The following is a 17559-nucleotide window of genomic DNA, read 5'->3' on the forward strand; positions in this document are numbered from 1 at the left end:
ACTCTGCAGCAAGTATATAGGAAAGCCGGAAGACCTTACAATGTCACTGGTTCCCATAAAAGTGAACGCCACGCCCCTGCGCGGCAGGGATGGCCGTCCTGCTTCACGGGCATTGCCACTGGGCATTGGAAACGGCGAAATCCATGATATAAATGGTTGTTTCTTCTCGGAAGTGAGGGAGGGAACGACACGTGACTGAATTGCACGACTGGCTTGTCGGCCAGCACCCGGGTCTGCGGACCTACACATCCTTACAGCACAAGGCCTTGCAACTCGCGTCCTCGGACGCCGAGCACGGTGCGCTGTATCGTCTGCTGGCCGGGCTCGCCGGCCGCTACATTGAATCCTTTGACGAGGAGCCGTTGCCCGTGGACGTGGCACAGCAGGCGTATCAGCGGCTGCTGGCGACCGTCGGCGACGCCGAGCGTTCGCTCAGCGCGTCGCCATCGGAGCAGGTCAAGGCGCTCAACCGCCTCGCCGCCACCGAACTGGTCTGATCAGGCACATCGGCTGACGCAGCGGAGCGCGCCAGCGCGCGCGGTTACGCCAACTCGGCGCCGCGCCTCTCCGGCACGAGCGCGAGCAGCGCGATGATGTCGACGATGTAGAGCAGCGCCAGCGCCGCGATCGCGGTCTGGAAGCCGTAGGCTGCGCTGACGGCGCCGACCACCAGCGGACCGAAGCCGGCGACCGCGCGACCGATGTTGAAGAACACGTTCTGCGCGGTTGCGCGCGCGGCCGTGGGATAGAGTTCGCTCATCAGCGCACCGTAGCCGCCAAGCATGCCGTTGACGAAAAAGCCCATCACCGCGCCGCCGAACAGCAGCGCCAACGGGCTGACGAGCTGCGAATAGACCACGACCATGATGGCGGCGCCGATCATGTAGCCGAGAAACGCCGGACGGCGGCCGAGACGGTCGGCGATATGGCCGAACATCAGGATGCCGAGCGCCATGCCCGCGATGGTCACCGCGGTCCACAGCGCCGACTTGGTGAGGCCGTAGCCGAACTGGGTGGAGAGGTAGTTCGGCAGCCAGATCATGATGCCGTAGTAGCCGAAGTTCTGCACCGAGCAGAGGATGATCATGCCGAGACTGGTCTTCACCGTCTCGCGGTCGGTCATCAGCAGCTTGAGAGAGAATGCCGCGCCCTGGTGCTGCACCTTGTTGGTGACGAACACGTCAGGCTCGTGCAGGTGGCGGCGAATGAAATAAGCCGCCAGCGCCGGAAAGATCCCGACGATGAACATGCCGCGCCAGCCGATCACCGGCAGCAGCAGCGGCGTGATCAGCGCCGCGGCCAGCACGCCCGACTGCCAGCCGAGGCCGACATAGGACGATGCGCGGGCGCGCTTGGCGGCCGGCCAGGCCTCCGCCACCAGCGCCATGCCGATGCCGAACTCGCCGCCGAGGCCGAGACCGGCGATCGCGCGGTAGATCAGCAGATCCCAATAGCCCTGCGCCAGGGCGCACATGCCGGTGAACACGGCGAACAGAACGATGGTCCAGGTCAGCACGCGCACCCGGCCGAGCCGGTCCGACAGCATGCCGAACCCGATACCTCCGACCACCGCACCGACCAGCGTGACGGTCACCAGCGACGCGCTTTGCGCGAGGCTGAGATGCAGGTCGGCCGAGATCGCCCCCAGCATGAAGCCGAGGATCAGCAGGTCGAAGCCGTCCATGGCATAGCCCAGCGCCGATCCCCACAGCGCCCTGCGCGCGTCGGACTTCGAATCGCGGACCGTCTCCGTGGCGAGCGCCAGCTCCGCCGTACCTTCGATCTGACTCACGACGACCTCTCCCACCCAATATGACAAAATTGCGCAAGACTACCTTGCAAGGATCGTGCAAGAAACCGCCGACCGACCGCCATCCCCATGAAATCCATCGGCCCAGCCCCTCGCCGCGACGTCGGCGGGGCCGCACGCGCCGAGATCTGCCTTCGGATCAGACGAAGGTACTTTCCGAAAACTGCGAATTGTCAGACAGGCCAATCCCCGCCACGATGGCCGCATGTTCGAGAACCGCTTCGCGTCGACACGCCCTGCGACACCAGCCTTGAAGGACCGCCCGCTCGAAACCATGGCACTTGGCCTGGCGTGCCTGCTGGCGGTGATGGTGCTGATGCGCGCGCACGGTGCAGACAGCGCCGATACTCGTGCGGCGACCATGATCCGACCGGCACCAACAGCGCCGCAGCTGCAGCCGGACGCCGCATCTTCACCCACCACGTCGTCACGCCCCGACGAGGAGATCCGCCGCATGCTGCAGGACATGGCGCTGCACGACTGAGCCTGGTGGCCGCAGGCCGCGCCGGCGGCAGGCGGTAATTCGCGTCAAAGCCCTCCCCTTGCCGATCCGGAATCGCTATACCGGTCGACATACGAGAGGGGACGTCGAACGGATGACTGTAGAAGGGCGAGGAGTCCAGTCGATCGAGGTCGGTGGCCGCATCCTGGTGGCCCTGATCGAGTTCGGCCAGCCGACCATGTTGCGCGATCTTGCCGCGCGTGCGGGAATGACCTCGGCCCAGGCCCATGCCTATCTCGTGAGCTACCGCAAACTGGGGCTGGTCGAGCAGGACCCCGCCAGCGGGCGCTATTTCCTCGGCCCGCTCGCGCTGCAACTCGGCCTCGTCCGGATGCGTGGGACCGATCCGCTGCGCATGGCGAGCACGGTCGCGACCGACATCTCGGAGAAGACCGGCTACATGGTCACCGTGTCGGTGTGGGGACCGCACGGCCCGACCATCATCCAGGTCCATGAGGCGATCTATCCGGTGCACGTCAACCTGCGCGCCGGCGCGCTCTACACCCTGACCGGCACCGCGACGGGACGCCTGTTCGCCGCGCTCTACCCGCTGGAAAGCGTGCGCACGCTGCTGGCCAGGGAGATGCGCGCCGAGCAGAAGGGCCAGCACCTGCCGAGCGCGAAATCACGCCAGGCCTTCGCCGAGGATTTCGAGGAGATCCGGCGGCAGGGCTATGCCACCACCGAGGGCGTTCCGGTGCCCGGCATCAATGCCGTAAGCGTGCCGGTGTTCGACCAGAGCCAGAAGATGCAGTTCGCGATGACGGCGATCGGCCCGAACTCCGAGCTCGACGTTCGCCCGGGCAGCGCCAACATGCTGGCCGTGATCGAGACCATCAACCGCCTGTCGGATCAGCTTGGCTACCGGCCCGATCTCGGCAATCGAACCGCCGCGCCGAAACCGAAGGCCCGCGCCCGGCAGAAGGCCTGACGGCCTCACCTGCCCCGGCGGCAGCGCCGTCTCAGTGGGCGTTGCCGAGGTAGGCCTTGCGGATTTCCGGATGCGCCAGCAGCTCGGCGCCGGTGCCGCTCATGGTGATGCGGCCGCTGTCGAGCACATAGGCGCGATCGGCAAGCCGCAGCGCCAGATTGGCCATCTGCTCGACCAGCAGGATGGTGATGCCGCGGGACCGCAGGTCGCGGATGATCGCGAAGATTTCCTTGATGATCAGCGGCGCCAGTCCGAGCGACGGCTCATCGAGCAGCAACAGCCGCGGCGCCCCCATCAGCGCGCGGGCGATCGCCAGCATCTGCTGCTCGCCGCCCGACAGCGTCACCGACATCTGGTTCTGGCGCTCGCGCAGCCGCGGAAACAGCCGGTACTGCTCTTCCAGCGCGTCCGTCAGCTGCGCGCTCGTCAGCCGCCGCGCATAGGCGCCGAGTTCGAGGTTGTCCCGGATACTCTGGTCGGGAAACACCTGCCGCCCCTCCGGCGACAGCGCGATGCCGTACTGCACGCGGCGGTGCGCCGGCGAGGCGGTGATGGCCTGGCCCTCGAACAGGATTTCGCCGCTGCGCGGCTGCATCAGGCCGGCGATGGCCTTCAGCAGCGTGGTCTTGCCGGCGCCGTTGGCGCCGACGATCGCCACTACCTGGCCCTGCTCGACATTGATCGAGGCGTCCGTCACGGCCTCGATCGGGCCATACGACACGCTGATATTCTTGAGCTGCAGCATCGTCATCTCACGCCACCCTTACGACGCCGTCGCCGCGACCGGAGCTTCATCGGCGTCGTCGACGCCGAGATAGGCTTCCATCACCCGCTTGTCGCTCTGCACGATCGATGGCGGGCCTTCGGCGATCTTCTCGCCATAGTCGAGCACGATGACGTGGTCGGCGATTTTCATCACCATGTCCATGTGGTGCTCGACCAGCAGGATGGTGATGCCCTGGTCGCGGATGCGCTCGATCAGATGGCCGAGTTCCTCGGTCTCCTGCGGGTTGAGGCCGGCAGCCGGCTCGTCGAGCAGCAGCAATTCCGGCTCGGTGGCGAGCGCGCGCGCGAGCTCGACGCGGCGCTGCAGGCCATAGGCCAGCGCGCCGGCCGGCTTGTCGGCATACGCGGACAGCCCGACGAACTGCATGATGGTCTCGACCCGGCGCAGTGCCTGCGCCTCCTGCGCGCGACCGCCGCCCAGCATCGAGGTGAGGAAGCCGTTGCTCATCCGGCGATGCTGCCCCACCAGGACGTTGGTGCGCACGCTGAGATCCTTGAACAGGCGCAGGTTCTGGAAGGTGCGCGCGATGCCGCGGCTGCAGATGGCATGCACCGGCTTGTCGGTCAGCCGCTCGTTGCGGAAGACGATCTCGCCGCTGTCCGGCTTCACGATGCCGGACAGGATGTTGATGAAGGTGCTCTTGCCGGCGCCGTTCGGGCCGATCAGCGCATGGATGTGGCCGGAGGTCAGCCTGGCGCAGAGATCGCGCGCCGGGCGCACGCCGCCATAGGCCTTGCACACGTCGGTGGTCTGCAGCAGCGTGTCGGATGCACCGACGGTCTGGCGAGGAAAAAGCGCCGGGACGACCTCACCGGAGGTCGGCGGCGCCGCCGTGGCAGCCCCGCCCCGCAAACGGGCAAACAGGTCGCCGAACACGCCGGCAAGCCCGCGCGGCATCACATAGAGCGCGAACAGCAGCAGCGCGCCGTTGGCGAAATGCTCGGCCCAGGTCCAGCGGGCGAGGAAGCTGCCGAGCAGCGTCAGCGACACGGCGCCAAGCAGCGGGCCGGCCATCGAGCCGCTGCCGCCGAACATCACCAGCAGCAGGATGAAGATCGAGAGGTTGAAGTTGATGAAGTCGGAGTTGATGTACTGGTTCTGCTGCGCGACCAATGCGCCGGCCAGACCGCAGGTCGCCGCGGCGACCACGAACGCCAGCACCTTGTAGCGCAGCACCGGCACGCCCATCGAGGCGGCTGCGACCTCGTCGGCCTGGATCGACAGCAGCGCCCGGCCGAACCGGCCGGTCAGCACGTTGCGCAGCAACAGGTGCACGACCAGCGACAGCGCGATCGCGAACCACACCCACTGCTTCATGTCGAACGGCGCACCGGCGATCGTCAGCGGCTTGATGGCGTAGATGCCCATGGCGCCGCCGAACAGGTCGGACGCCTCGGTCACCAGCTTCTCGATCACGATGCCGAATGCCAGGGTGACCATGGCGAGGCTCGGCCCCTTCACCCGCAGCGACGGCGCGGCGATCAGCACGCCGAACAGCGCCGAGACCACGACCGCGACCGCAAGCGCGAGCCACGGGTTCATGTCCCACGAGGTGGTGAGCAGCGCCACCGCATAGGCGCCGGCGGCAAACAGGCCGGCCTGCCCCAGCGACTTCTGCCCGGCGAAACCGACCAGCACGTTCATGCCGGTGGCGCACAGGAAGTAGATGCAGATCGAGAACAGGATCCGGAGATAGAAGTCGTTGCCGGTGACGAACACCAACGCCGCGCCGACGATCGCCAGGGCTGCTGCTGCCAATGTGCCGCGCATCGGATCAGACCTTGTCGAGCGAGCGGGAGCCGAACAGCCCGTTGGGCCACACGGCGAGAACCAGGATGATGAGAGCGAAGATCACGATTTCACGCCACTGCGCCTGCCACAGCGCAACCGTCTGCTCGAGCAGGCCGAGGACGAAGCCGCCGAAGATGCAGCCGCGCGGATTGTCGAGGCCGCCCATGATGGCGCCGGAGAACGCCTTGAGCGAGATGCCGAGCCCCATGAACAGCGAAGCCGAGGCGATCGGCGCCACCAGCAGGCCGCCGAGGCCGGCAAGCGCGGACGACAGCACGAACGCGCCGATCATGACGGCCGCGACGTTGATGCCCATGAGGGACGCCACCGCCGGGTTCTGCGCCACGGCCCGCATCGCCTTGCCGATCCGGGTGCGGCGCATCACCAGATCGAGCGCCAGCATCACGATCACCGCGAACGCCAGCACCAGCAGCTCCTGCGGGCGCACGCCGACGCCGGCGAAGCGCAGCACATCGTCGCCGAACGGCGACGGCAGCTTGACCGGAGCCGGCCCCCAGATCGCAAGACCAAGGCTCTGCAGGATGATGCCGAAACCGATGGTGCTCATCACCCAGGACATGCCGGGCTTGCCGGCGAACGGCCGCACCGCAGCGACGAAGATGGCGATGCCGAGCACGCCGGTGACGCAGCCCACCACCAGCGCGGCGATCGGATAGTTGAAGCCCGCGGACGCCTGGTCGGTCAGTCCGGCGAAACCAGTGCTGCCGCTGCGCGCGGTGAGAATGTACAGAGCGCTGACGCCGGCGAAGGCGCCGAAGCTGATGAACTCGCCCTGCGAGAAGTTGAGGGTCTTGGTGGTGGTGAAGGTAATACTGAAGCTCAGCGCGATGAGCGCATAGATGCCGCCGACCGCAAGGCCGCTCACCAATACCTGCAGATAGGTCGCCAGCACCGCGAACACCCCTGATGGAAAACCGTGGAGAAACTACCGCAAAAATACGGCCGCGCGCCCGCCCTCCGGGGTTATCCCCAGGGGGCGGGCTGCAAAACGCAGGATCAGCCCTTGAAGTCCTCGGCCTTGAGGCCGTCGACCACGGCGTCATGGAAGGCCGCGAGCTTGCCGCCGCGCCAGCAGGTCCAGCGCTGGTCGGCCGCGGTCAAAGCGTCGTGCTCGGTCTTGCTGAACGGCTTGTTGTAGGACTTGGCGTAGCCCTCGAACGGGGTCTTCAGGTCCTCCAGCGCCTCGCGCACCTTGGCGCCGTCGGTCGAGCCGGCCTGCTTGATCGCCAGCGCCAGCAGCATCATGGAGTCGTAGCCGTGGACCGCGAACGAGAACGCCGAGTCGGCGTCGATCTTCGGCCGGATGCGATCGAAGAACGCCTGCTGGAACGGGGTGCGCGCTTCCGACACCGTGCGCAGGAAGATCGGCTTCTCGGCGAGCGCCGGACCCGACGCATTGATGAAGCTGAGGTTGTCGGCAGCCCAGCTGGTCAGCACCACCGGGAAGTAGTCGATCTTCTCCATGCTGCGCATCAGCTGGCCGATCGGCGTGCCCTGCGCCCACACCATCGCGGTGTCGACGCCGGCGGCCTTCAGCTTGCCGAGCTGCGAGGTCATGTCGGTGTCGTTGACGTTGAACTTCTCGTTGGCGACGATGTTCAGGCCCTGCAGCGCAGCGATCTCCTGCAGGTCCTTGAGGCCGCCCTGCCCGTACCCGGTGGTCTCGGTCAGGAAGCCGACCTTCTTGGCGTTCGGGCTCTTCTTGGCATAGGCCGCGAGCGCCACGACCTGGGTGCGATCGACGCTGCCGACGCGGAACATGTAGTTGTCGGCCGTGGCGCTGACCGGCTTGGTGATGTCGGTGGCCGAGCCGATGCAGCCCATCACCGGGATACGCTTCTGGTTCGGGATCTGCTTCCACGCCAGCGCATTGCCGGAGTTGGTCGGACCGAACACCGACACCACCTTCTCGCTGTCGATCAGGTCGGACATGTTCTGGATCGACTTCGGCGGCTGCGAGAGGTCGTCGCGGATCACCAGCGAGAAGCTCTGCCCCTTGGCCTTGAGGTCCTCGATCGCAGCTTGAATGCCGACGACCGCCGCACGCCCCGATTGCGCGGAGGGAGATGCTGACAGATCGCCATTGAAGCCGATCTTGATGTCGCCCTCGGCGCGGGCGCTGCCCGCCATCCACGGCGCGACGGACGCCGCCACGAGACCCGACAGCGCGGTCTGGTTGAAGGCGCGACGGCTCAGTTTCTTGATGTCAGTCATGGTTCCTCACCTCATGGCCGGACGCCGCCGCATTGGGAACGCACCTGCCCGCGCGATGCAGTGCAGGTATCGCTGCGGCGGCCCGAAGTCTCCCACCGCGTTTGACCGGCTCGTTTCATCTGGAATTCGGCGGGCTTTCGATTAGCAAGTGGCTAACTGATACGCAATAGCCAAATCCGTGAGCACTCCCGGATAATTTGTCATATCCGAATCTACTCGCTATATTCTAATTATGCGGCGGACGGTCGCAGACCAGCGTTCGCCAACGATCAAGGCCAGCCATGACACGGACGGGAGATGATGCAGGACGGAGCACGCGCAGCACGCCTGCGAGCCGCGCCGACCACATGACCGCGGGGAGGATCGCATGATCGTGCGCATGGGGCTGCTGCGCAAGCGGCCCGACCTCTCGACCACCGACTTCCGCCGGCACTGGCGCGAGGTGCATGGCCCGCTCGCGGCGAAGATGCCGGGGCTGCGCGCCTATCACCAGAATCATATCGTGGACAAAAGCCAGCTCGCGATCGACCACGCGCGCGGCGGCTGGGACCTCGACGGCTTTTCCGAGCTGTGGTTCGACGACGTCGCCACAATGGAGCGCGCAATCGCCTCCGAGGCCTATCAAGCCGTTGTCGCGGATTCGCCGCACTGCATGGCGGCAACGCGCGTGATCGTCGCCAATCAAGTCACGGTTGTGCCGCTGCAGGGCCGACCCGCGATTAAGCGGATGTCGGTGCTGCAGCGCCGCGCCGACATCTCGGCCGAAGACTTCCGCCGCGAGTGGCTGGACGTGCACGCGCCGCTGGTGGCGCGCTTCCCGGCGATCGCAGGCTATCGGCAGAATGTCGTCACCGCCTGCGGCCCGGCGCCGGGCATCGACGCCGATGCGGATGGCCTCGCCCCCGACGGCATTGTCGAGATGTGGTTTCACAATCAGCAGGACCTCGTCGCCGCATTCCAGTCGCCGGCCGCGGAGCTGTCGCAACGCCATGCGCTGAGCTTCCTGCAGACCATCACCACGTTCCTGGTGGACGTTCATGAACTCGTCTGAGCCCTTCCCCCGCGGCGGCGATATGCCGCGCCTGTTCACGGAGCTCGCGCTGCGCGACCTCGTGCTGCGCAACCGCGTCGTGATCTCGCCGATGTGCCAGCACGCCGCCGACGACGGCTGCGCCACGGACTGGCATCTCGTGCACCTCGGCAAGTTCGCGCTCGGCGGCGCCGGCCTGATCTTCACCGAGAGCACCGCGGTGTCGCCGCATGGCCGCATCGGCGTCTGCGACCTCGGCCTGTGGCGCGACGACCAGATCGCGCCGCTCAAGCGCGTGGTCGATTTCGTCCACGCCCAGGGCGCACCGATCGGCGTGCAGCTCGCCCATGCCGGCCGCAAGGCCGGCTCGCAGGCGCTGTGGGACGGCGGCCGCGCCCTGACGCAGGACGAACTGCGCCTCGCCGACGGCACGCCATGGCGCAGGCTCGGTCCGAGCGCCCGCGCCGCGGGCCCGGAATGGACCGTGCCCGACGCGCTCGACGCCACCGGCATCGCCGGCGTGATCGAGGACTTCGTCGCCGCGACGCGGCGCGCGGACACCGCCGGCTTCGACGCCATCGACCTGCATTTCGGCCACGGCTATCTCGTCGCCAGCTTCCTTTCGCCGATCTCCAACCACCGTACCGACGGCTATGGCGGCGACCGCACCGGGCGCATGCGCCTTGCGCTCGAGATCGCGCAGCGGGTGCGCGCGGAATGGCCTGCGGCCAAGCCGCTGTTCTGCCGCATCTCCGCAGTCGACGGCGCCGAGGACGGCTGGAACGTTGCGGATTCGGTGGTGCTGGCGCGCGAGCTTGCGCGCTGCGGCGTCGACGTCATCGACGTCTCGTCCGGCGGCCTCACCGAGGAAACCCGCCGCCTCACCGTGCCGCGTGGCCTTGGCTTCCAGGTCGGGTTCGCCCGCCAGATCCGCGAGGAGACCGGCATGACCACCCAGGCGGTCGGCATGATCGTCGATGGCCACCAGGCTGAAGAGATTCTGCGCGCCGGCGCCGCCGACCTCATCGCGATCGCCCGCGAAGCGCTCAACGATCCCTACTGGCCGCGCCGCGCGCGCGAGGCGCTCGGTCTCGATCCGGACTACGACGCCTGGCCGGTGCGCCATGGCGTCTGGCTCGCCAAGCGCGAGCAGCAGATGGGAGACATCTTGCGTCGGCGACGCGACGTCGTCTCGGGACGCAGCCAACACGCCGGCAATGTCGGCCTCACACAAGGAAAGAACTGAGATGGCAAAGACCGTCAATTGCGATGTGCTCGTGGTCGGCTCCGGCGCCGGCGGCCTTGCCGCCGCGGTGGCTGCGGCAGGCCGCGGCCTCAAGGTGATCCTCGCCGAGAAGGCGCCGTGGGTCGGCGGCACCACGGCGCTGTCGGGCGGCTTCATGTGGGTGCCGAACAACCCGATCTCGAAGGCCGACGGCATTCAAGACTCGGTCGAGGCCGCGCGCACCTATCTGCGCCACGAGGCCGGCAACCACTTCAACGCCGACAATGTCGACGCCTTCCTCACCGAAGGTCCGGAGGCGATCGCGTTCTTCCACGACAAGACCCAGTTGCAGTTCGAGCCGGCGTCCGCGTTTTCCGACTATCATCCGGATGCACCGGGCGGACGCTCCGGCGGCCGTTCGATCAAGGCGCTGCCCTACCGCGCCCAGGGCCTCGGCAAGGAGCTCAAACGGCTGCGGCCGCCGCTGCCGGAGCTGACCTTCGTCGGCCTGATGATCGGCTCGGGCCCCGAACTCAAGCACTTCTTCAACGTCACCCGCTCGATCAAGTCGGCCGCCTATGTCGCAGGGCGTCTCACCTCGCACATGCGCGACCTCGCGCTCTACCGCCGCGGCATGCTGCTGACCAACGGCAATGCGCTGGCCGCACGCCTGTTCCGCAGCGCGCTCGATCTCGGCGTCGATGTGTGGACGGATGCGCCGGCGCAGCGCCTGATCCGCGACAAGGACGAGGTGACCGGCGCGATCATCAAGACCGCAAATGGCGAGGTCGAGGTGGTCACCCGCTGCGGCGTGGTGCTCGCCGCCGGCGGCTTCCCGCAGGACATGTCGCGCCGCCGCACCATGTTCGCGCATGACCGCGAGAACACCGGCCATCACTCGCCTGCCCCCGTCACCAACACCGGTGACGGCCTGCGCCTCGGCGAGGAGATCGGCGCTGCGGTCGAGAAGGGTTATCCGAACGCGGCGGCCTGGGTGCCGGTGTCGCGGGTGCCGCGCCGCGACGGCAGCTTCGGCATCTTCCCGCACTTCATCGACCGCGCGAAGCCCGGCCTGATCGCGGTGCTGCCGAACGGCAAGCGCTTCGTCAACGAGGCCAACTCCTACCACGACTTCTGCCAGGCGCTGTTCGCGGCGAGCGGCACCAACAAGCCTGCGAAGGCCTTCCTGATCGTGGACAAGCCGTTTCTCAGCCGCTTCGGCCTCGGCTTCGTCAAGCCGTTCCCGGTGCCGGTCGGTCCCAACATCCGCTCGGGCTATCTCAAGACCGGCGCCACCGTCGCCGCGCTCGCCCGCGCCGCCGGCATCGATCCGGCTGGCCTCGAGCAGACCGTCGCGACCTGGAATGCGGATATCGCCAACGGCGAAGACCGCGCCTTCGGCAAGGGCTCGACCGCCTACAACCGCTTCAACGGCGATCCGGAGTTCGAACCCAATCCCTGCCTCGCGCCGATCGCGACCGGCCCGTTCTACGCCGTCGAGGTGGTGGTCGGCGACCTCGGCACCTTCGCCGGACTGCGCTCCGACCAGCACAGCCGCGTGCTCGACGACAACGGGCAGCCGATCCCGGGCCTCTATGCCGCCGGCAACGACATGGCGAGCATCATGGGTGGCAACTACCCGGGCGGCGGCATCACCCTCGGCCCGGCGCTGACCTTCGGCTACATCGCCGCCAAACACCTCGCCCAGCGCGGGGACAAGTCTCAGGCGACTGCCGCCTGAGTCGCGAGCGCTCCGCCCCGGGATCCCATGCAATCTCGGTGGCGGGGTGCTTCGCATACGGCGCCCTGCTCCCTATATCTGTCGGACCACCCGCCTCCCGGCGTCCGGCTGCGACAGATGAGGGATCGAATGACACAGGGCATGAAGCACCATGGCGCTTGACAGCATGGCGCCTGACGGCCGCGATGCCCCCACTGCGGACGGGCGCCTGACGCGCCGGATGCTGCCCGTCGGCGACGGGCACGAGATCTATGTCGAGACGGTCGGCAATCCGAACGGCCTGCCGGCGGTCTATCTGCATGGCGGCCCCGGCAGCGGCTGCCAGCCCGATCACCGCCGGCTGTTCGATCCCGCGCGCTGCCATGCCGTGCTATTCGACCAGCGCGGCGCCGGCCTCAGCCGCCCGAGAGGCGAACGCGCCGCCAACACGACCCAGCATCTCATTGCCGACATGGAGGCGATCCGCGCCCTGTTCGGCTTCGAGCGCTGGATCGTGGTCGGCGGCTCCTGGGGCGCGACGCTGGCGCTCGCCTATGCCGAGCAGTATCCGCAACGGGTGTCCGCCCTCGTGCTGCGCGCGACCTTTCTCGGCACCCGCGCCGAGCTCGACTGGGCCTTCCTCGGCGGCCTGCGCCGCTTCCATCCTGCGCTGTTCGACGATTTCCTCGGCGTGCTGCCGCCACAAGAGCGCGCAGCACCACTCGAGGCGTATTGGCGGCGCATCCTCGATCCGGATCCGGCGGTGCACACCCCCGCGGCGCGGGCCTGGTATGATACCGAACGCGCCCTGTCCGAGCTGCGGCCGGTGCGTGCGCGGATCAATCGCGATGCGCTGCACGACAACGTGCGGCCATTGCCTGCCACTCCATTCATGGAGGCGCACTATTTCCGCAACCAGTGCTTCCTCGCGCCCGATCAGCTGCTGACCGGGGCGCACCGGCTGCGCGGCATTCCCGGTATCATCATCCAGGGCCGCTACGACATGCTCTGCCCGGCGGCAACCGCTCAGGCCCTCGTTATGGCCTGGCCCGACGCCGAACTGCGCATCGTCGAGGGTGCGGGCCATTCGCTGCATGATCCCGGCATCGCCGATGCCGTCACCGCCGCAATCTCGGACATCGCGGCGCTTGTGCCGCGCACGGGCCGCCTCACGACCGCTTCGGACTGATCGCCCAGGTCAGCGCCAGCATGCCGAGCGTCAGGCCCGCGGTGATCGCCGCGAGCAGCGGCCAGGCCAGCACCAGCGCCGATGTCGCCGCCCAGCCGATCGACGAGAACGCCTCCGCGAAGGTCGCAAGACGCGACGATGTCTGGCGACGGCGGAACTGGCTGCGCCGCGCCTGCACCCGGAACCAGAGCTGAACGGCCGTTGCCGACAAGGCCGCAATGCCGACGCCGGCGGCCGTCACCGCAGCCTGCCACGCCGACACCAGCATCAGAGGAACGACCAGCGGCGCCGACACCACGGCAATGACCAGCAGCACCACCTCGACCTTGGCGCGGATCACCTGCGCTGGTGGCGACGGTGCGGTCGCCACGAGATCAGCGGCGTCCTCACCGGAGATGGTTAGCCAGGCGAGACCGCCGGCGAGCTGGCCCGCCGCCATCACGATCACCGGGGTGATCAGCACGACAGCGACCCCGCTGTCGGAGAAGCTGCGCCACAACATCACAGCGGGCGGCACGAGATAGAGGAGCTGCATCAGCGTCTGCGACACCAGCCAGGGATCGCGGCGCAACAGCAGCAGCTCCTTGCGTCGCAATGCCGTCACGCGCGACACCACCGGAAAGCGCCGCGCCGAACGCCCCTGCCGTGCGGCCGCGGCGACCGCCGACGACGCCCGCGCGATGTCTTCGCCGAGATTAGGCACCACCAGCATCATGGTGACGCCGAGCACGACCAGGCTGGCGGCGAGCAGCGCCAGCAGCGGCTGCCATTCACCGAGCATCGCCCGCACCGGCCACCACAACGGGCTGTCCGCATCCGGCGCGAACGCCGCCGCCGCGTCCGACGTCAGCACGGCGAAACGCGACAGGGTGCCGTAGGACAGGATCGCCGCGATCTGCAGCGCGATGACGAAGCCGGCGCCGATCACCGCCGCCACGATCTGCGCCACCAGCCGTGTCCGCTTCGGGCCGATGGCGCGGAACAGAACGATGGTGAGACCGATCGCCGCCGCGGCTGCCGACAGGCCGACTGCGATAACGACGCCGAAGGCTGACAGCCAGCGCGCGCCGCCGCCGATTACCAGCACGTCGACGAACGGCACCGACAGCAGCAGCGCCATCACCGTGACCGTGAGCGCGATCGCCGCCATGCGCACCGAAAACAGCCGCGACAGCGCGATCGGCGACGACATGATGAGGTCGAGATCGGCGCGCGCATAGAACATCCGGGTGACCGACTCCATCGCCTGCGACAGGATCAACGCCCAGCCCAGCGCCAGGCTCGCGGCGATCACGATCAGCGTGGTCTTGTCGGGCCGTGCCGCGATGTCGGCGAAGCGGCCGACGATGGCGTAGGCCGGCAGGTGCAGGAAGATCGCGAACACCACGAGGCCGATGACCGCGCCACGCGCGCGCGCCGGCCGCCCCGCCGTCAGCATGCCGAGAAAGTCGCGCCACGCGAGACGAATCTCATGCTGCGCGATGAAGCCGAGACTGATCGCAGCGCTCATGCGGCCACGGCCTCGCCACCGACCAGCGCGACGAACATTTCTTCCAGGCTGGTATCGCCCTCGCCATTGCGGTGCCGCAGTTCGGCGAGCGTGCCTTCCGCGATCAGGCGGCCGGCGGCGATCACGCCGATCCGGTCAGCCATGCGCTCGGCCACCTCGAGGATGTGCGTGGTCATGATCACGGTGCAGCCGGCGCGGACGCGCGCCTGCAGCAGCCCTTTGACATGGCGCGCCGACACCGCATCGAGGCCGGTCAATGGCTCGTCGAGGATGATCAGGCGCGGATCGTGGATCAACGCGCCGGCGAGCGCCACCTTCTGGCGCATGCCCTTGGAAAAGCCTTCGCAACGCTCCTGCTGATGCGGCGCGAGACCGAGCGATGCCAACAGCTCGCGCGCGTCGCGATCGGCCTGCGCCGCGTCGCAGCCCCACAGCCCGGCGATGAACTCGAGATACTCGAGCGGGGTAAGCTTGTCGTAGATCATCGGCTCGTCCGAGACCCAGGCGACGACCTGCTTGGCCGCGACCGGATCGCGACGCGCGTCGATGCCCCATACCGCGATCGAGCCCATGTCGGGCTGCAGCAGCCCGGCGACCATCCGCAACGTCGTGGTCTTGCCGGCGCCGTTCGGTCCGAGCAGCGCATAGAACTCGCCGCCCCGCACGGTGAGATCGAGCCCATCGACCGCCGGCCGATCAAAATGCTTCGTTAACCCTCGCACCGCCAGCGCAGGTGTGTGCTGCCCGTCGTCCATCCGCCACCGTCTGCCGTTCCCGAAACGTTGCCGGAGCATGCCTGCAACGGGTTTCGGCCGGGTGAATCGGTTCCCGAAAAATCCATCCCTCGGCGCAATCAGGGGGACGATGGGCGCCATATTTTGGTTGCCAAGGCAACCAGTCCATGACAGGCTCCGCGACAGATCAGCGGCCGGTCGTGAGAGCGGGCCACCCGCCAGGGCCGCACAGGGAGAGGAAACGCATGCGCGAGCGCGCCGGCGACAGCTGTCGTCATGTCGTGGTGATCGGCACTGGCCAGGGCGGATTCCAGGTCGCGGCCTCGCTGCGCGACAACGGCTTTGCCGGCTCCATTCATCTGATCGGCGACGAGGACGGCCTGCCCTATCAACGCCCGCCGCTGTCGAAAGCCTACCTCGCCGGCACCACGGACCGCACCACGCTGGCACTGCGGCCAGCTTCGTTCTTTGCCCAGGCGGCGATCGACATCAGCGCCGGGCGGCGCGTCGCCCGGATCGATCGCACCGGCCACACCGTCGCGCTCGCGGACGGCGCAATCCTGCCTTACGATCATCTCGTGCTCGCGACCGGCGCGCGCAACCGCCTGTTGCCGGTGCAGGGTGCAGAACTCGACGGCGTCGCCTATCTGCGCACCGCGGCGGAAGGCGACGCGCTGCGGCAGAAATTATCCGGCCTCAAACGCGTCGTGATCGTCGGCGCCGGCTTCATCGGCCTCGAGCTCGCAGCATTTGCCGCGGCGCGCGGGCTTGACGTCACGGTGCTGGAAGCCGCCTCGCGACCGATGGCACGGGCACTGTCCGACACCATGTCGTCCTTCTTCCGCCGCGCCCATGAGGCCGCCGGCGTGCGCTTCGTGTTCAACGCCGCCGTCACGTGCATCCACGGCATCAACGGCCGTGCCAGCGCGGTCGAAACCGCCGACGGCACCCGTCATGCCGCGGACCTCGTGCTGATCGGGATCGGCATTGTCCCCAATGTCGAACTCGCTGTTGACGCCGGCCTTGCGACCGACAACGGCATCGTGGTCGACGACCATCTCGTCACCGGCGACCCCGCGATTTCGGCGATCGGCGACTGCGCCGCGTTTCCGCAACCTTTTGCCGACGGCGCGCGAGGTCGGATCGAGTCGGTGCAGAATGCGGTCGACCATGGCCGTTGCGTCGCCGCGCGCCTCACAGGCGCCGCGCAACCCTATCGCGCGGTGCCGTGGTTCTGGAGCGACCAGGGACCGCTGAAGCTGCAGATTGCAGGCCTGCCCGCGCCCCATGATCATCACGTCGTGCGTGGCGATCCGGCGAGCGGCGCCTTCTCGGTGTTCTGCTTCCGCGACGGACGGCTCGCCGGGGTGGAATCGGTCAACAAGCCCGGCGATCACATGGTCGGCCGCCGGGTGCTCGGCACCTCGCTGACGCCCGCACAGGCGGCAGACCTGACGCTCGACTTGAAAGCCCTCGCCAGCACGAAGGCAGTCGCAGCATGAGGGGCCTGTCAGTCACCGACATCGGGCTCGGCAGGATCGACCACGGCGCCGAGATTGCCGTGGATCCGCAGCAGCAGCTTGATCAGCGTCTCCTGCTCATCCTTGCGCAGGCAGGCCAGCAGACGCCGCTCGCGGTCGAGCGCCACCGCGATGACATTGTCATGGGTCGTCCGCCCCTTCGGCGTCAGCGAGATCGAATGGCTGCGTCCGTCCTGGGGATCGGTGCGGATCGTCACCAGGTCGCGCTTCTGCATCATCGCCAGCGTGCGGCTCACCGGCCCCTTGTCGAAGCCGATGACATGACAGATCCGCGACGCCGGAATTCCCGGCTCCAGCGCCAGCAGCGACAGTATCCGCCACTCGGTGATGTTGACGCCAAAATGCTTCTGGTAATAGCTCGTGGCGCTGCGCGACAGCTTGTTGGCGATGAAGGTGATGAGCGCGGGAACATAGCGCTCGAGATCGAGCAGCTCGCCGTTCCTGACCGCCTTCTGAACGGCGGCCGACCGGCCCGCGTTCGTCGCCCTGTCCTTGCCCATGCCTTTGACGATCCCTGCACCATTCCTGCCGCGCGCGGGTCGACCGATCGGTCG

The 17559-nt window shown here is 67.8% G+C and carries 16 protein-coding genes; 8 read left to right on the top strand and 8 right to left on the bottom strand.

The window, feature by feature from the left end; genetic code table 11:
- Positions 1-191: 191 nt before the first annotated feature.
- Positions 192-497 (top strand): hypothetical protein, encoded by a 306-nt coding sequence (locus AB4Z37_RS14255; protein WP_441517389.1) that lies wholly within the window; start codon positions 192-194, stop codon positions 495-497.
- A gap of 44 nt (positions 498-541) precedes the next feature.
- Here the strand turns inward: AB4Z37_RS14255 and AB4Z37_RS14260 are convergent, their stop codons facing one another.
- Positions 542-1792 carry an MFS transporter gene (locus AB4Z37_RS14260; protein ID WP_441517390.1) on the bottom strand — a complete coding sequence of 417 codons (1251 nt, stop codon included), beginning with the start codon at positions 1790-1792 and terminating at the stop codon, positions 542-544.
- Positions 1793-2015: 223 nt separating this feature from the next.
- On the opposite strand from AB4Z37_RS14260, the gene AB4Z37_RS14265 reads away from it, so the two are divergent.
- Complete coding sequence (locus AB4Z37_RS14265) at positions 2016-2294, top strand: hypothetical protein (RefSeq protein WP_441517391.1); 279 nt, start codon at positions 2016-2018, stop codon at positions 2292-2294.
- Between the two features lie 112 nt (positions 2295-2406).
- Entirely contained in the window at positions 2407-3243 is an 837-nt protein-coding gene (locus AB4Z37_RS14270; RefSeq protein WP_441517392.1) for an IclR family transcriptional regulator, read from the top strand.
- Between the two features lie 31 nt (positions 3244-3274).
- Here the strand turns inward: AB4Z37_RS14270 and AB4Z37_RS14275 are convergent, their stop codons facing one another.
- The 4 genes from AB4Z37_RS14275 to AB4Z37_RS14290 all read right to left on the bottom strand — a co-directional run bounded on the left by AB4Z37_RS14275 (position 3275) and on the right by AB4Z37_RS14290 (position 8056).
- Positions 3275-3988, bottom strand: coding sequence for an ABC transporter ATP-binding protein (locus tag AB4Z37_RS14275; protein WP_441517393.1), 714 nt, complete (start codon positions 3986-3988; stop codon positions 3275-3277).
- An 18-nt stretch (positions 3989-4006) separates the two neighbouring features.
- Positions 4007-5800, bottom strand: a complete 1794-nt coding sequence (locus tag AB4Z37_RS14280; RefSeq protein ID WP_441517394.1) for a branched-chain amino acid ABC transporter ATP-binding protein/permease — start codon at positions 5798-5800, stop codon at positions 4007-4009.
- Between the two features lie 4 nt (positions 5801-5804).
- Positions 5805-6734, bottom strand: coding sequence for a branched-chain amino acid ABC transporter permease (locus tag AB4Z37_RS14285; protein ID WP_441517395.1), 930 nt, complete (start codon positions 6732-6734; stop codon positions 5805-5807).
- A 104-nt stretch (positions 6735-6838) separates the two neighbouring features.
- Entirely contained in the window at positions 6839-8056 is a 1218-nt protein-coding gene (locus tag AB4Z37_RS14290; protein ID WP_441517396.1) for an ABC transporter substrate-binding protein, read from the bottom strand.
- A 367-nt stretch (positions 8057-8423) separates the two neighbouring features.
- On the opposite strand from AB4Z37_RS14290, the gene AB4Z37_RS14295 reads away from it, so the two are divergent.
- The 4 genes from AB4Z37_RS14295 to pip all read left to right on the top strand — a co-directional run bounded on the left by AB4Z37_RS14295 (position 8424) and on the right by pip (position 13220).
- Positions 8424-9107: an EthD domain-containing protein gene (locus tag AB4Z37_RS14295; protein ID WP_441517397.1), complete on the top strand. Its 684-nt coding sequence runs from the start codon at positions 8424-8426 to the stop codon at positions 9105-9107.
- The gene (locus AB4Z37_RS14300; protein WP_441517398.1) at positions 9094-10332 is read left to right on the top strand and encodes an NADH:flavin oxidoreductase/NADH oxidase; all 1239 of its coding nucleotides are present in this window, start codon (positions 9094-9096) and stop codon (positions 10330-10332) included. The genes AB4Z37_RS14295 and AB4Z37_RS14300 overlap by 14 nt, the downstream gene beginning before the upstream one ends.
- Position 10333: 1 nt before the next feature.
- A complete protein-coding gene (locus AB4Z37_RS14305) occupies positions 10334-12052 on the top strand; it encodes an FAD-dependent oxidoreductase (protein ID WP_441517399.1) in 1719 nt (572 codons plus the stop codon).
- Positions 12053-12218: 166 nt separating this feature from the next.
- On the top strand, positions 12219-13220 hold the full coding sequence (gene pip, locus AB4Z37_RS14310) for a prolyl aminopeptidase (protein ID WP_441517576.1): 1002 nt from the start codon (positions 12219-12221) through the stop codon (positions 13218-13220).
- On the opposite strand, the gene AB4Z37_RS14315 is transcribed toward pip, so the two are convergent.
- Entirely contained in the window at positions 13201-14730 is a 1530-nt protein-coding gene (locus AB4Z37_RS14315) for a permease (protein ID WP_441517400.1), read from the bottom strand. The two genes, pip and AB4Z37_RS14315, sit on opposite strands and share 20 nt — an antisense overlap.
- Positions 14727-15485: an ABC transporter ATP-binding protein gene (locus AB4Z37_RS14320; protein ID WP_441517577.1), complete on the bottom strand. Its 759-nt coding sequence runs from the start codon at positions 15483-15485 to the stop codon at positions 14727-14729. The genes AB4Z37_RS14315 and AB4Z37_RS14320 overlap by 4 nt, the downstream gene beginning before the upstream one ends.
- 224 nt (positions 15486-15709) lie before the next feature.
- Between AB4Z37_RS14320 and AB4Z37_RS14325 the strand changes: the two genes are divergently transcribed.
- Positions 15710-16966 carry an NAD(P)/FAD-dependent oxidoreductase gene (locus AB4Z37_RS14325; RefSeq protein WP_441517401.1) on the top strand — a complete coding sequence of 419 codons (1257 nt, stop codon included), beginning with the start codon at positions 15710-15712 and terminating at the stop codon, positions 16964-16966.
- Positions 16967-16974: 8 nt separating this feature from the next.
- Here AB4Z37_RS14325 and AB4Z37_RS14330 read toward each other — a convergent pair whose 3' ends face one another.
- Positions 16975-17505, bottom strand: coding sequence for a MarR family winged helix-turn-helix transcriptional regulator (locus tag AB4Z37_RS14330; RefSeq protein ID WP_441517402.1), 531 nt, complete (start codon positions 17503-17505; stop codon positions 16975-16977).
- Between the last annotated feature and the right edge of the window lie 54 nt (positions 17506-17559).

The organism is Bradyrhizobium sp. 2TAF24, from assembly GCF_052115025.1.
Classification (GTDB): Bacteria; Pseudomonadota; Alphaproteobacteria; order Rhizobiales; family Xanthobacteraceae; genus Bradyrhizobium_A.